The sequence below is a fragment of the uncultured Algibacter sp. genome (genome assembly GCF_947495925.1).
In the GTDB taxonomy this organism is placed as follows: domain Bacteria; phylum Bacteroidota; class Bacteroidia; order Flavobacteriales; family Flavobacteriaceae; genus Algibacter_E.
This window is the reverse complement of record NZ_CANMAU010000007.1, coordinates 99,554-115,630: the sequence shown is the minus strand read 5'-3', so window position 1 is coordinate 115,630 and position 16,077 is coordinate 99,554. Positions and strand designations below refer to the sequence as shown.

Annotated in this window: 9 protein-coding genes; 7 read left to right on the top strand and 2 right to left on the bottom strand. The window is 33.6% G+C overall.

Annotated features, from left to right (window positions below):
- Window positions 1-5 precede the first annotated feature (5 nt).
- Window positions 6-968, bottom strand: coding sequence for an SDR family oxidoreductase (locus tag Q0857_RS15100; protein WP_298537056.1), 963 nt, complete (start codon window positions 966-968; stop codon window positions 6-8).
- A 544-nt stretch (window positions 969-1,512) separates the two neighbouring features.
- Here Q0857_RS15100 and Q0857_RS15095 point away from each other — a divergent pair.
- Together Q0857_RS15095 and Q0857_RS15090 are read left to right on the top strand one after the other, a co-directional pair.
- Entirely contained in the window at window positions 1,513-3,492 is a 1,980-nt protein-coding gene (locus tag Q0857_RS15095) for a beta-L-arabinofuranosidase domain-containing protein (protein WP_298537054.1), read from the top strand.
- Window positions 3,493-4,718: 1,226 nt separating this feature from the next.
- Complete coding sequence (locus Q0857_RS15090) at window positions 4,719-5,756, top strand: hypothetical protein (protein WP_298537050.1); 1,038 nt, start codon at window positions 4,719-4,721, stop codon at window positions 5,754-5,756.
- Between the two features lie 689 nt (window positions 5,757-6,445).
- Here the strand turns inward: Q0857_RS15090 and Q0857_RS15085 are convergent.
- Window positions 6,446-7,318, bottom strand: a complete 873-nt coding sequence (locus Q0857_RS15085) for a DUF4861 family protein (RefSeq protein ID WP_298537046.1) — start codon at window positions 7,316-7,318, stop codon at window positions 6,446-6,448.
- 239 nt (window positions 7,319-7,557) lie between these two features.
- Here Q0857_RS15085 and Q0857_RS15080 point away from each other — a divergent pair, with 239 nt between their 5' ends.
- The 5 genes from Q0857_RS15080 (at window position 7,558) to Q0857_RS15060 (ending at window position 16,072) form a co-directional block, all read left to right on the top strand.
- Window positions 7,558-8,910 (top strand): AraC family transcriptional regulator, encoded by a 1,353-nt coding sequence (locus Q0857_RS15080; protein WP_298537043.1) that lies wholly within the window; start codon window positions 7,558-7,560, stop codon window positions 8,908-8,910.
- 241 nt (window positions 8,911-9,151) lie between these two features.
- The gene (gene kduI, locus Q0857_RS15075) at window positions 9,152-9,997 is read left to right on the top strand and encodes a 5-dehydro-4-deoxy-D-glucuronate isomerase (RefSeq protein ID WP_298537040.1); all 846 of its coding nucleotides are present in this window, start codon (window positions 9,152-9,154) and stop codon (window positions 9,995-9,997) included.
- A gap of 323 nt (window positions 9,998-10,320) precedes the next feature.
- Window positions 10,321-12,720 carry a glycoside hydrolase family 88 protein gene (locus tag Q0857_RS15070; RefSeq protein WP_298537037.1) on the top strand — a complete coding sequence of 800 codons (2,400 nt, stop codon included), beginning with the start codon at window positions 10,321-10,323 and terminating at the stop codon, window positions 12,718-12,720.
- Between the two features lie 15 nt (window positions 12,721-12,735).
- On the top strand, window positions 12,736-14,772 hold the full coding sequence (locus Q0857_RS15065; RefSeq protein ID WP_298537034.1) for a polysaccharide lyase family 8 super-sandwich domain-containing protein: 2,037 nt from the start codon (window positions 12,736-12,738) through the stop codon (window positions 14,770-14,772).
- Between the two features lie 637 nt (window positions 14,773-15,409).
- Window positions 15,410-16,072 (top strand): hypothetical protein, encoded by a 663-nt coding sequence (locus Q0857_RS15060; RefSeq protein ID WP_298537031.1) that lies wholly within the window; start codon window positions 15,410-15,412, stop codon window positions 16,070-16,072.
- Window positions 16,073-16,077: the final 5 nt, after the last annotated feature.

Genomic DNA, 16,077 nt, shown 5'->3' with positions numbered 1-16,077 from the left:
AACAACTATTCAGTTTCTGCTAATACCTTATCAAGTATCTCAATTAAGGCTTCTCTATCATACTTATAGGATTGATTTTCATTAAGCTGTACCATTTCTCGCAAAATTTGTGTAATAGTCCAGTTGGCTTCCATCTCATTAGGCACAACCATATATCGGGGTTTTGGGTTATCTGAAAAGAGAGCTTTTTCGACAGCGTCTGATACTTCTTTTGGGTCTTTAAAACGACTTCTATCGGCTCCATATGCAGATATTAGTTTTTCAAATTCTTCCTTATATAAGGAGTTTTTAAAACTAATGTCATTTGATTCCATTCTTTTAATCAAAGATTCGATTATTTTAGAATTATAATTACCAGGTTCAATGGCACTTACATGAACATCAAACTTTTTCATTTCAGCTGAAAGGGCATCTGTAAAGGCTTCCATCGCATGTTTACTCATACTATAAGGTCCAAAAAAACTATGAGATAAAATTCCAGAAATAGAACTTATGGTAGCAATACGCCCTTTAGATTCAATAATTAATGGTGCAAAGGCTTTAGTGATTCTATAGGGTCCATAAATATTAACATTAAAAATAAATTCCAAATCGGCTTCTTCAACTTCAATTAAAGGATTCAATATAGCAACACCCGCATTGTTTACAAGTCCGTAAAGGCCCCGTCCTTCTTTTTTAACGGTTTCTACAGCTGCATTAATTTCATCCCACTTATTCACATCAAGTTTAATAGATTGCACATTATCCATGGCATTTAACCTATCCAAATCGGCTTGTTTTCTAGCTCCAGCATATACAAAATAACCTTTTGATGACAGCTCTTCGGTAATCTTTAAACCTATACCGCTACTGGCTCCAGTTACCAAAACAGCTTTTTGGTCTGTTTTATTTTCTTGAGCAAAACCTCCGAACGTTATGGACATTGAAAATAAAATAAAAACATACATATGGCACATAAACAATTTCATAATAACTTGATTTTAATATTAGTATGAACTAAAGTTAATTAAATTAAATTAAAGCATACACTCTTATAGTTTTTCTATTATTTCAAGGTTCTTTATAAAGTCCACTAATGGTAAAAGACATTTCAGGTTTAATTATAGCCACTTCACCACCATCCCTCAAAATTAACTTTGAGGTAGGCTGTATATTTGAATAGAAATAAAAACAAATAGTTAGTTACAAATAACATTTCGAGGGCTTAGCTCGTAAAATATAAGATAATAGTAAGTTTTTCATATGGTTAGTTTGGTTAGTTTAAAAACCGCTCAGCAATCTCAAAAAGCTGAGCGGTTTTTTTATATCCTTATTTTTAATAACATCTTATACTTAGTTAATTTTATAAACTACTAAGTTTAAAAAGCATACTATTTCTTTAGAAAACTATAACAATTATTATCATTTAAACTTCAAAAAAATTAACTTCGTATGTCAGCAGATTTAAAAATCAAAACAATTTCATTTCCCCTATAGTTATAGCCGCATGCGGTTAAACTAAAAAAACGTGTTATGATAAAAAAAAGTGCACTAATATATCTACTCTTACTTTACACCAATATATATTCGCAACAAATTGGATTAAACGATTTACCTAGTAAGCATATAGAACCAGACGGTTGGGTTAAAGATTTTTTAATACGCCAAGAAAATGGTTTAACTGGCCATCCTGAAGAAAGCGGGTTCCCTTTTAATACAGGAATGTGGACCGAGGATATGGATTTTAAAAATAGAGAGTTCGATGGCGGCAGTCCTTGGTGGCCATTTGAGCAAACCGCGTATTACCTAGATGGAGCCTTACGTTGCGGGTATATGAACAAATCGAAAAACCTTAAACAACGTGTTTTAAACAATATTAATTATGTTTTATCCCATGCAGACAGCGAAGGTATTCTTCATGCAGGTCATATAGATGATGATTGGTGGCCCCTTGTAGTTTTTATACGCATGTTAGTAGAAGAATATAAAAACACAAACGATGACGTATTACTTCAAGCCTTAGAAAACCACTACCAATCTACTTATAAGAAAGAGGAAAGTTATAAAGTTCCCAAAAACGGAGGTTTTAAAGTTCGTTCCGTCTTACATATTGAACATTTAACAAGCTTATATGGAATAACAGGTAATACTTGGTATTTAGAAGTAGCTGAGAAATTATACAATATATTTGAGAATAACCAATTTGAAAATCCAAATGGTGCAACAATGCTAACAGCTTCGGGAATGGAACAAGGATTAAAACCTTCTGGTCATGCTGTTACCTATCACGAATTCCTTAAAATCCCATCCATTTTGTATTATCATACAGGTAAAGAAAAATATAAGAAAGCCATCTATACGGCATATAACCAACTAGAAAAACACCACCTTTTGGCTGACGGACTATCTAGTGGTGTTGAAGAACTTCATGGCAACAACACAGACATGGCGCACGAAGTATGTAATATTCCTGATTTTAACTGGACAACAGGATGGGCTTTACTTGCCACAGGTGATGCCAGTTTTGCCGATAAAATGGAAAAAGTATTATACAATGCTGGGTTTTGTAGTATCACATCCAATTTCAAAGCGCATCAATACTATAGCGCCCCTAACATGCCAATTTCTTCAGACATGTCAAGCTTTTATAACGATAAAACAAACTGGGGTTTTAATGGCAAAGGCCGATTATGTTATAAACCAGGACATGATACCGAGTGCTGTACAGGGAATATTCATCGTATGTTTCCTACTTTTTTAAACAGATCGTGTTTATCTAATGAGCATGAAGCCAAAATCGTTTTTTATATACCCGGGACATTTTCAATTCCCATAGGCAAAGACATTTTAAAAATAAAACAAGTAACAAACTACCCTTTCGAACATTTTATTTCATTGGACGTAAAAAGCGCACCAAATAAAAAAATCCCTCTGAGTCTTAGAATTCCAAGTTGGGTAGATAGTTATTCAATAACCCTTAATGGTAAGATATTTAAACAAGGTAATAAAAACAACTTTTTTGAAATCATCACAAGGAAATTCAAACAAGGTGATAAAATTAAGATTAAGTTTAATACCACTCCAAAAATTGATAAAAGAAAAGGTATTGCAATAAATTATGGACCATTAGTTTTTTCCTATCCAATCGAAGCAAGAAAAAGCACAACTACAAGTGACACAGGGCGTAAATCTAGCAATGAATTTCCAGCTTATCAGTTGTTTCCTAAAAAACACTTAAACTGGGCTTTTGCGCTGCCTGAATCTATCTCAGAAAATGAAATCCAAGTTGTTAAAGAAAAAACTGAGGGGTATCCTTGGGATTACGGAAACTCTCCTATTAAATTGAAAGTTAATGCTCGATCTATTTCCAATTGGAAACTTAAAAATAATGTGTCTTTATCTAAAATTCCGGAGAATGTGGAACTAAAGGACGAGCCTAATCAGATGTTAATACTTGAGCCCATGGGCGCAACTTATTTGCGGATTACAGAGTTCCCTGTATTTAAAAATTAGGTAGCAAACCTATAATTAGACAAAGCTCTTTGATTACTAATTGATTGCTAAAGCCATATTTCAACTAATATTCAAATTCACGTTTTACGTAGTATAAAAGATATAAACTTTAGAATAATTTAAAACTTCAAGGTTTGCGCTTATTGTTTAAAATCGCTGAGTACTTTTCGTCAAAATTCCATCTTGCTTTAAGCTCATTATAAAACAAAATTGCAACGGTATTAAAATTTAATCGTCTTTAGTTCAAAGAAAGTTTAAAATAAAATACTTATTGACCATTACATTACTATGTTTAGCATTAAACCTAAAAGCCCAAACCGTAGACATAAACTTTTCTAAAGTACGTTATAAAAATGGGTTATGCCTGATTTCGTAACCATATAACCCTATAAATTCATTCAATATATAATCCAGTCGGTTCAAATGGCATTTTAGAGGCTTCACCCAAAAAAGCCCTATTTCAAAGTTTATTCGGGCATACCTTTATATAGAACATATAGTAGAAAGCGTCATGCTCTGCTATTAAAATTAAGATGCAATGGGTTTTATAATAACTCTTTTACTGGGTGTTGGATTTGGAGCTTATGTTTTCGAAAGATTAATTTGTGAAATGAAACGTAAGCGTCGTGGTAATTATCACAGCCCTGTAGAATCAGAATCAGATGTATGGGAAAGAAAACGCTAAGTGGTTTGCTACTACTTAAGGTTTATAAAAGCTATAGGCAAGATAAAATGGATTTAGGTGCTTTTATAAACTCATGAAAAAGAAAATTTCGAAGTATAAATCTGGTTAATTTAAAACCGTTCGGTCACTAAGACTTGAGCGGTTTTTTGTACTTAATACCTTTAAATTTGGTTCAGTGGGCTTTAAGATGAATTCACCTCCAAATTAAGACAATTTATGCTTTTTTAGCCAACACGACCTTTGCGCTATGTATATTTGGACAGAAATAAAAAATTAAAAAATAGGGGTTTTATAAGTTTTGATCCCAGTTATTAATATAAGACAAGAATAGTAAGTTTTTCATATAGTTAGCTTGGTTAGTTTGAAACCGCTCAGTGATCTCAAAAGCTGAGCGGTTTTTGGTTAATAACTTTTCAACAACTTTACGACGCAAAAGAGTATGCTTATTCTATTAAGTATAACTTCGCTATATCGTCTGATATAGACAATTAAAACAGACGTATGTTATAAAGTTAGACTTCATTAGAACTAAAGAAAATCAATGATAAAATTCTTTCGAAAAATTCGACAACAATTATTATCTGAAAACAAAATCAGTAAATATCTGCTTTATGCTGTTGGTGAAATAATTCTTGTCGTCATAGGAATTCTTCTAGCTCTTAATATTAATAATAGAAACCAGCAAAAAATTAGCGAAGCTAAAATCACGAATATCCTTAAAGAAATTCAACAAGATATAGTTAGCGATGTACGTAAGTCCAAAATTGTTTTCGATAAATTTATTATGGATGATTCAATTCAAAACTTAATACTCAATAACAGGTATACTTTTAATGATTTCAAATCAGGAAAAGCAGAAACGTTGGGCACCAATTATGATGATTTTGTTATTAACACTATTGGATATGATAATTTAATGCGAAACATAGATAATGTTCCTGAAAAATATCAACCCATAATTAATGATTTAAAGTATCTCTATGTTGTAAAAACATCTAATATTAACGTTTATAATGTAAGGATAAGGGAAACGGTTTATAAAAACATTGATTATTTATTTAGCACAAATGATTGGAATTTAGATGCATTAAGGGGCATAACATCTGATGAAGCCATTAATTATTATCTCAATAATTCTAAGTATAAAAATATGGTTGCTTTATACATGAATGATAGGGAGAATATTTTTAATGAGAGCCAACTTTATTGCCATGTAGCAACGGAAACATATTACAAAATTGCAAAACTCTTAAAAAGTACTGATTCTATTCCCGAAATATTAGCCTCTAAATCTAAAAACGCATCCTTTTTAAATAGCATAGTTGGTCATTATAAACTAAAAGGCAGCACCGGTTCTGAATGGGCTGAAAATATAAAAATAACCAATGATGCAAACGAACTCCGCTTGATAGATAAATATCGGGATGACAAATTAATATATCACAGAGGATTTATTTTTGTTATATATAGTTCTCAATTTAACTGTTCATCTTATATTCAATTTAACAAGCCTAAATTTGGTGAGTTATATATAAGTGATGGCATTAGCGGAAATGCCACATATATTAAAGAAGAATAAGATTTATGGTATAATTTTAATAATAAATGTTAACACAGGCCATCTGGAACTTGTCTGATTATAATAAAATAAATAAAGGCTAGCCATAGCTATAAGCAGCAATCTGACAGAATCGTTCTAGCGGGTTGCTTGTTCTCGCCTACTTCTGAAAATCCTCGCGGATTTTCAGCTTAGTATTTAATTGCCAAGTTAAGAGCTAACCCACACAACCAGTCATAGCTGAAACTGATAAACGTAACTCAAATAATCCACACACTAAAAGACTTTGCCCCCTCAAGATCTTTTTTATCCTTATAACTTCAATGAATCGTTCAATTTACTATTAAGCTGTTTCAATACGCATTTTGGACGCTTCACTCTATTTCACACAAAACTACAAAGTAACCGACGTATCTTTGAATAGAAATAAAAACAAATAGTTAGTTTACAAATAATATTTCGAGGGCTTAGCTCATAAAATATAAGATAATAGTAAGTTTTTCATATGGTTAGTTTGGTTAGTTTAAAAACCGCTCAGTAATCTCAAAAGGCTGAGCGGTTTTTTTAGTTAATAACTTTTCAACAACTCTACAACGTAAAAGACTATATTTATTTGACAACCTTTAACTTCGCTTATCGACTAATATAAGTCATTAAAACGGACGTATATTATCCAAGTCAGGTATAGTTCGTGCGAAAATTTCCCAAAATCAATAATTACTAATGTAAGCTTCCCATTGTGTTTGCGTGGTTATAACTCCTGCTTTCTCCCATGCAAAACCAGCCTTCCAATTAATTGTGCCATTCGAATTTGTTTTCATTACAGCTATAATATGCGAGGCATCTTTCTGTTCCGATTTTTGCTCAAGCATTTTTATTAACTGATTTGTTTCAACAATTGTACCTGTCCCCATCATTCCTGCACTGTTATTTAGTTCATGCCAAGCGGTCATCCATCCTTCATTTTCATTGAGATGCACTTTTGCAATACCATTTTGAGTTGATAAACCAATAGCAATTTCTAGGTCAATTATAGCCTTACCGTTTTTTGTAAAGCTACTCTCCGCACTATACAATTGACTTCCATTCTCAATGGTAATAACCCTATTTTCTATAATTTGTTCTCCACTTATGGTCCAACTATATTGCAACCTAAAACTTAGTTTTGTTTGTGTAAGAGAAATGACCTCCCAGTCTTCATAAAGGCCAGATCGTACTATTTTATCATTTATCCATAGCCCAATACCACCTACACCGCGAGTTTTTCCAACATGGTATTGATCGCACCCTTCGCCATAATCTTGGTGATAGCTTTTACCTTCTTTATTTAAGTTGTACCATTTGTCTAAAATTGGGTAACTAACGCTTTTGTGCCATGCGTCAATACCGCTTAAACCATCATTTTCATTGGGTTGAAATCCGTATAATCTGAAAGCAACCAAATCATTTTCCCAGGCGAGGTCATAATCACGATCAGGACAATATCTAAAAGAAGGAGAAAATTCTAAAGTTTCATCTTGACTCCAAAGATGTGCTAGCGATAAAAACATTGCAATACTAAACAACAGATACTTTATATTCATTATTCAAGTAATTTGATAATTAGAACAATACTTTATAGTATAAATTATATACAATTATAAATGCAATACTACAATCTATACTTGTCAATCTATGGCTGTAAAGTTTGCAAAAAAAATGCTATGAAACACAAATTGCACTTACAATTAATTAAAAAGTGTTTTATCTACCCATGGTTTTTGAAAAAAAAAAAACGCTATTTTCGTGATTCGAGTAGCAAAACTAATCTTTAAATCTAGTTATGAGAATACCTGAGGCAATTTTTGAAAATCAAAAACAATTGCTTGAATTTTTAATTGCACCCATAGTGTCGGTGCAACTATTTGTAACTATTCTTATTTATTTTATCATTGTTCGACGCAGGATAGCTTCCGATTATAAATTATACATCTATTTTCTGATAACCTTCATTATATTTATAGGCGGACGCGTTGCAGAGATTTTTTTAAATGAATTTGAAATCACATATTTACTACTTACCCGAATGACTTTACTATTCAGTATTGGTATTCCTTCTTTATTAGTAGCTTCTGTTAAACAATCTAAAATAAAAAAAAACAAAACCATTCTAATTACCCCCTATATCTTAGGTATTCTTATTTCAATAAGCTACATCTTATTCATGCTTTCCCATAGAAAAGGTGCTTTATATCCACAGTCCGATTTGTCGTGGCTCGAGCTAAACCAACCGCGTTTATGGGCACATCGAATACAGGTTTTTGGAGCACTACTGTTATTGGTTATTCCATGTACACTACTAATTATAAAAGAAATTAGTACCAGCAGAAAGAACAAACAATTAGCATTTTTGTGCGGTACACTTATTTTTGGTTTAGCCTTTGCCATTGGATTGGGTTCAACACCACGCAAGTTTGGTTTATATTACGTGGGATCCATTATCAGTGGATTTTTCTGGATTTGGGCTGTTTTCAGAGATATTCAGGAGATGAAAGGAAAGGTGAATATTATAAGAGAAGAGTTACAATTATTGGTAATGTCAGACTTGAGCGAGGATGTTTCTGAAATTGATAAGCTCCTTAATAATTTAGAAGAATTATCGTTCGGGAATTTAGACGTTTACAAATTGCGTATTCGCGATATACTAAATATGCTTACGAATGTTTCCATAGAGGCTGGTGGAGATACCAATTCATTAATTTCTAGAAATTCCAAACGTGACATTGCTATTCAGGAGAGTTCGGACCCTAAAGAGATACGCAAAATTATTACTAGCGAGGCTAAAGTACTTTCTAAAATTTTATCTGAAACTACAGTGAAAAACAATGATAGACTTATAAATCAGGCCCTTCAACATTTAAAAAACAATTTTACCGAAGACTTAAGTGTAGAGCAAGTAGCTCATAAGGTTGGTTTAAGTAGAACTCATTTTATGCGTGAATTTAAAAAGAAGACGGGACAAACCTTTAACCAATATCAAACGAGCTTACGCATTGAAAGTGCTAAAAAATTACTATCACATAAATCAGTTTCCGAAACAGCTTATTTGGTAGGTTACAATACCCCAAATTATTTCAGTACTGTGTTTAAAAAACAAACAAACCTGAGTCCTTTAGAGTATCAGAAACAAATCTAAGTTGCGATATTTAGTACTGTTTAAAGTCATTCATCAATATAGATTTCGGTTTTAAATTAAATATTTTAAGCCGTAACGGCTTTGTAAACTTCTGAATATCAACCAAAGTGTTATTTTATAGATTCGCAAAGTATAATATTGAAGGCTTCTCTTTAATTCTTAGAGTACATTTGAAAGTGTTTAAAAGCAACATTTTTAGATAATGCCATGAAGAACATTATTCAATTTAAAATATATAGATATGACAAAGATTAATTTTGACTTACGTAGAGCCTGTAATCCTGTAGATGCTAAGAATTACGATACAGAAAGACTAAGATCTGAATTTCTGGTTGATACTGTATTTACAAAGGATGAGATAAACATGTCTTATTCGCAATATGAACGCTATCTTTTAGGAGGTGCATTTCCGTGTACGAGTACGCTCAGACTTGATACCATAGAGTGCATTAAAGCTGATTTTTTTTGCGAACGCCGGGAACTAGGCATCGTAAATATTGCTGGTGATGGGATTGTATTGGTTGATGGTGAGGAATACTTACTTAAATGTAAAGAAGCATTGTATGTTGGAAAAGGGAGTAAGGAAATCATTTTCAAAAGTGTGGATGCTAATAATCCAGCAAAGTTTTATTTTAGTTCAACTCCTGCACATAAAGAATACCCTACAACACTAGTGAATTTTGCTAAGGCTAATGTTCTGAATTTAGGTACTCCCGAGGGCTGTAATGAACGAACAATTTACCAACTCATAGTACCAGGTATTGTAGATAGTTGTCAGCTGGTAATGGGCGTTACCGAACTAAAAAAAGGAAGTGTATGGAATACTATGCCAAGTCATACCCACGACAGACGCATGGAGGCTTATTTTTATTTTAACTTACCGGAAAGTGATGCTATATGTCATTTAATGGGTGAACCACAAGAAACCAGGCATTTGTTTATGCATAACGAGCAAGCCGTTTTTTCTCCAGAATGGGGAATTCATTCAGGTGTAGGGACTTCTAACTATTCTTTTATTTGGGGAATGGGTGGAGAAAATCTGGATTATACAGATATGGATCATGTAAAAGTAAAGGAACTAAAATAGCAGAGCTATGCAAAGCATATCAATTTTAGTCTTTCTAACACGTATGGATTCTAGCGCCAGTCAACCCATTGATAAAGTGCTGGAGAATACTAAGAATGAAATAAATTGTGACGCGCGTTTTGTACCTGAAGGACAAGATAATTTTTCCTAGGGAAATGATAAAGTGGCTTTTAGAATATATGATGTCGCTTATACGAGAAGGCTATGAGAATAGCAGTATTGCTTGTTGGTTGAAAGGTGTTTAATAATAAACAAATGGTATAATAAAGAACATAAATGGAAGTATTGATAAAAACATATATAATAATAAAAACAGTTTAATAATGAAAAATACAATAACGCTAGTGTTCTTATGTATTACCCTAGTATTAAATACACAAGCTCAAAACACCGAGGAAGTTAAAAATACTTTAGGCTATAAAACAATAAGCACTGATGGCGCATGGCACTGGTTTTCAGACCCTCGTGCAATTTTATTAAATGATGTTATTTATTCTGGATGGGTTACATCTAATGGTAGTATTATGGTAGGAAGCTATAATACAAAAAGTGGTAACATAAAAGAGGTTAATATTTCTCCCAAGTTTAATAAAAACGACCATTCTAATCCATCGCTATTAATTCTTCCCGACAACAGGATAATGGTTTTTTTTAGCTCTTATAACATAGCGAAAAATGATTCACTAAAAGGTATAAATTATGCAATAAGCCAAAAGCCGGAAGATATTAGTAAATGGGAATTTCAGTCTAACATTACACAAAGTACAGAAGTATCAAAGGGCTATTGCTACACAAATCCAGTAATGCTTTCAGAAGAGAATAACCGAATCTTTTTGTTTTGGAGAGGCGGCGATTTTAAGTCTGTTTTTTGTTATTCAGACAATCAGGGTAAAACATGGTCACCACTATTCACATTGGTTAAATCATCACCTGATACTCAAAAAAAACCTTATGTAAAAATTGCAAGTAATGGTACCGATGAAATACATTTTGCTTTCACTGATGGTCACCCACGTAACGAGCCGCTAAATAGTATTTATTATCTGAAGTACAAAAAAGGTAAATTCTTCACTGCAGATGGTAGCAAAATTGGAAGCCTGAAAAACCTTCCTATGGAGTATAACGAATGTGAAATGATTTTTAATGGAAAAAAACATTACGAGAATACTCATTTTGGAGTTCGTGCCTGGATTTGGGATATAGCTGTTGCTAAAGATGGTAAACCTATTGTCGTTTATTCTCGTTTACCAGAAGAAACAAAACACCAATATTACTATGCAAAATGGAATGGTAAAAAATGGGCAGAGAGTAAAATAGCCGATGCTGGTTCTGCTTTCCCAAGGGTTGAAAGAAAAAAAGAAGATAGAGAACGTGAGCCTTATTATTCGGGAGGTGTTCATCTCGATCATGAAAACACGAATACCGTTTATTATTCGAAGCCCGTTAACGATGTTTTTGAGATATTTAAAGCAGAATTGAACGAAGATGGAGTTACCTGGAAAGAAACCAGTATAACTGATAACTCGAAAAAAGACAATGTTCGGCCTTTTGCAATTCGCAATGCAGAAGAGACTTCTAAAGCACAAATCATTTGGATGCAGAATGAATATTATTCTCACCATACCAATTACAAAGCATCTTTGTATATCGATAGTGAAAAAGATAAACTATCTGCCGATTTTAAGAAGGAAGATGTACACATTGCTATGAGCCGTGTTGCTAATTGGCAAATAAATGAACCCTTGGTTCATAAGCTTGGCGATTGGACTGCAGGAGCCTTATTTGCAGGAATGGTTGAGTGGGCTAAAGTTGCAAATGACAGTGTTTATTTCGAATACCTTATGCAAAGAGGAAATGAGATAGGATGGGCTCAATTAATAGATGCCAACCCTTGGCGAAGATACCATGGCGACGACTATGCGACTGGCCAAATGTTTGTTGAGATGCATAGAATTTATGACAATGATAAAATGATTAAGCCTCTGGAGCGCCTTTTCGATTTTATGTTACAATACCCATCTACCCGTTCATTAGAATTTGTAAATGAGGGGAAAAACTGGCCCATTGAAAGATGGAGCTGGTGCGATGCCTTGTTTATGGCACCAACTGTTTGGGCCAAATTGGCAAAGGAGCTAGACCGCAAGGACTACCTAAATTTTATGGACCAGGAATACCATGCCACCTATGACTATTTGTATAACAAAGAAGAACATTTGTTTTATAGAGATAGTCGATATTTCGACATGAAAGAAGAAAATGGAAAACCTGTTTTTTGGGGTCGTGGAAATGGATGGGTAATAGCGGGCTTACCAACAATACTAGAAGAAGTACCCACAGAGTGGGAAGGAAAAAAGTTTTACGAAACTTTATTTGTTGAAATGGCAGAGAAAATCGCGTCAATTCAGGGAGCGAATGGATACTGGAGAGCAAGTTTACTCGATCCAGAATCTTACCCAAATCCAGAAAGTAGCTGTACCGGTTTTTACACCTATGCCCTAGCCTGGGGGATTAACAATGGCTATTTAAGCCAAAAAAAATACATGCCTGCTGTTAAAAAGGGATGGAAGGCATTGGTAGATGCTGTATATCCTGATGGTAAATTAGGTTGGGTACAACCCATTGGTGCCGATCCGAAGCAAACAGAACAACATATGACTGAAGTTTATGGTGTTGGAGCTTTCCTTTTAGCAGGAACGGAAATTCTGAAAATGTCAAGTAAATAATAAAAGCACATTGTAATGATAAAATTTAAAGAATCTCTTTGCCTAAAATGCCTCTATAGTTTTATTATTCTCATTTTATTGATTTCTTGTAGCAATTCAAAGCAAAGTGAGTTTGAAATCATTCATGAACGATTTATTGAATACTATGCTAATTCTGAAATAGATGTATTGCAGGTTCAAAGTTTATTAGATAGTATGACAGCAGATGGAACTTGGCCGAACATAGACTATAGTGACCAACGAATGAGCGCTTGGCCCGTAAGGAACCATTTAGATCGAAGTGTTTTATTAGCTACGGCTTATGTTTCAAATAAATCAAAGTTTTATCATTCCAACAAAGTATATAGCGCCATACAAAAAAGCCTAAATCATTGGGCCGACTATGATTATAAAAATCCGAATTGGTACAATGCACAAATTGCGATTCCGAAAAAAATGTCTAAGGCTTTGCTGCTATTAGATGCAAATTTACCCGATACTTTATTACAAAAATGCCGCCCCATACTCGATCGCTCAACATCTAAAATGACTGGACAAAACAGAGTATGGATCAACGAAGTTGCTTTAATGCGATCTTTACTATATGGCGACTCTGCTTCGCTTAAAAATGCGGCCTTTGAGATATGGGATGAAATCTGTATAAGTGATGATGAAGGTGTTCAACTCGATTGGAGTTATCACCAGCATGGTCCTCTATTACAAATGGGAAATTATGGTATGAGCTTTTCAGGTAGTATTATGCATTGGGGCAATATTTTAAGAGGAACTTCCTATGCCTTAGAAGGTGAAAAGCTGGAAATTATCAGGAACTTTTTACTAGATGGAATGTCATGGACAATCTGGAAAAACAGAATGGACTTAAACGCTATTGGAAGACAGATAATGAAAGATTGTCAAATTAAACATGGCACAAATGTCTTGAATGTTTTGTCGGGTATGCAGCAAGTGGATCAAAACTTTGAAAAGGAGTATGCTAAAAGGACAAATATTTTGCAAAATGAGCATATAGGGTTTAAACCTTTTTGGCGATCAGATTTTGCAATAATGCGCACATCTGATTGGTATGCATCTGTTAAGATGTCCTCTAATCGGGTAAAAACTTCTGAAGACTGTAACCTGGAAAACATGAAGGGAATTCACCAGTCCGATGGCGTTTTGCTGCATTATATTAATGGGGATGAGTATGAAAATATTCAGGCGCTTTGGGACTGGAATAGATTACCAGGAACAACCTGTGATCAAAAAACGGATAGTTTACGCCCCAATCTTAAAAATGGTGAAGGTAAATTTGCGGGAGTTTTGGGGAATACAAAAGGCATAGCTGCAATGGCATATAAGCGTAAACAATTAACAGCCCGTAAAGCATGGTTTTTTCAGGAGGATGCAGTAATTTGCTTAGGATCTAATATTTCAGGAAATACGGTTGGCGAAGTATTCACCTCGGTTGAGCAAAAATGGCACAAGGGCGAAAACATAGTAACAAGCCATGGTGTTTTAGAAAGTGGAACACATATCATTGACGCCAATAATTGGGTTCACCATGGAAATACAGGATATGCTCTGCTTGACAAAACGGTATTAAATGTAAAAGAAGTGCATAGTAACTGGCTTGAAATATTACCAACCTATGAAGATCGCCCCGTAAAAGGGAATGTCTTTAGTTTATGGATAAATCATGGTAAGTCACCGGTTAACCAGTCTTATGCTTATACGATTTTTCCAAATGTATCTGCAGAGGAGATGAAAAATAAGGTAACTCATGCGCATACAAAAATAATAAGCAACACAAACAATGTTCAAGCTATTGAAAACTCTACCGGAGTTTATGCTGTATTTTATTCATCAGCGAAGTTAGAAACCAGTGATTATGGCCTTGTTTCTGTGAGCGAACCATGTATTTTGCATGTATTTGGTGATAGCCTTAGTGTTACAGATCCAAATCAAAAACTATCTCATCTCACAGTTACAACCAGCGCAGACACGACTCAAATAACATTTCCTGATTCAGAAGGAGAAAAGGGAATGCAAATAAATAAGAAGCGTGGTATTTAAAGTAGACTCCATTTCAGTTCGGTTTGTAATTTAGATGATTTTGTTGAAATTAATAAAAACAACCTTGCTAGTTACTGATCTAAAATTGGCGAACAAGAATTTCACAACTTCTTAAGTAGTTTAAGGCCTAATAAACTTGAAAACAACGCACTATAACGAACCGTCTGTATAGCCCATTGCTAAAACAGAAAAACCTTGCCCCCTCAAGGTCTTTTTTATTCCATAATATCAACTAATCGTTAAGTTTACAAATAAGTTGTTTCAATACGCATTTAGGACGCTTCACTCTATTTCACACAAAACTACAAAGTAACCCGACGTATATTTGAATAGAAATAAAAACAAATAGTTAGTTTAAAAGAGAGGCTTAACTCGATAAAACAAGCATAATAGTAAGTTTTTCATATGGTTAGTTTGGTTAGTTTGAAAACCGCTCCGTCATCTTAAAAGGCCGAGCGGTTTTTTTGTTTTAATAGTTACTACCTGCGCTTAGTTTGTTGAAAACTTTTCAACAACTTATAGTGGTAAAAAGGCTACATTTATGTTTAAAAATATAACTTCGCTTATCGACTGATATAAGTCATTAAAACGGACGCATATCATTAAAGTTGCCCACAATGTCTAAAAAATCATCTTAATGGAAAATTTTATAAAATATATTGGACTTTATTCAACTGCTACTGTAGCCATTGCAGGTATGATTGGGTATTTGACCAAAAGAATTATTGAACAAATTCTAAATAAAGATTTAGAAAAATTTAAAACGGAATTGGAAGCACAAAATCAAATTGCTAAATTGAATTTTGACAAAGAAATGGAAAGCTATAAATCTGACTTAAATCTTTTGAGTTCAAGGCAATCTTTACTTCACGAAAAAAGAAGTGAAATTATTTTAGAATTATACCAAAAGTTAGTTTCTCTTCATAATTCAATGCTCGATATGACTGCCAGAATGCGAAATGTTACTGGAAAAGACCAAGCAACAATTCAAAAGGAAGAATTAGAAAGAATCACTAAAACTGGAGAATTAGGGAATGATTTTTTCAATTATTACCAAACTAATAAAATATTTTTTACTGCTAATATTTGTGAGCTTATCGAAGAAATCCAAAATGGATTAAGGGAAAGTCATTCGGATTATTCTTTTAAGCATTTGTGGGGATTACCACATTCTGAAATGACTCACGATATGGCAATAAAAGCCAACGAGAAAGTTAAAGATGAAATTCCTAAATTAATGTCAAAATTGGAAAATGAATTTAGAAAGAGTATCGGAGTAATTGAGGAGAGTAAGAAATAAAACAC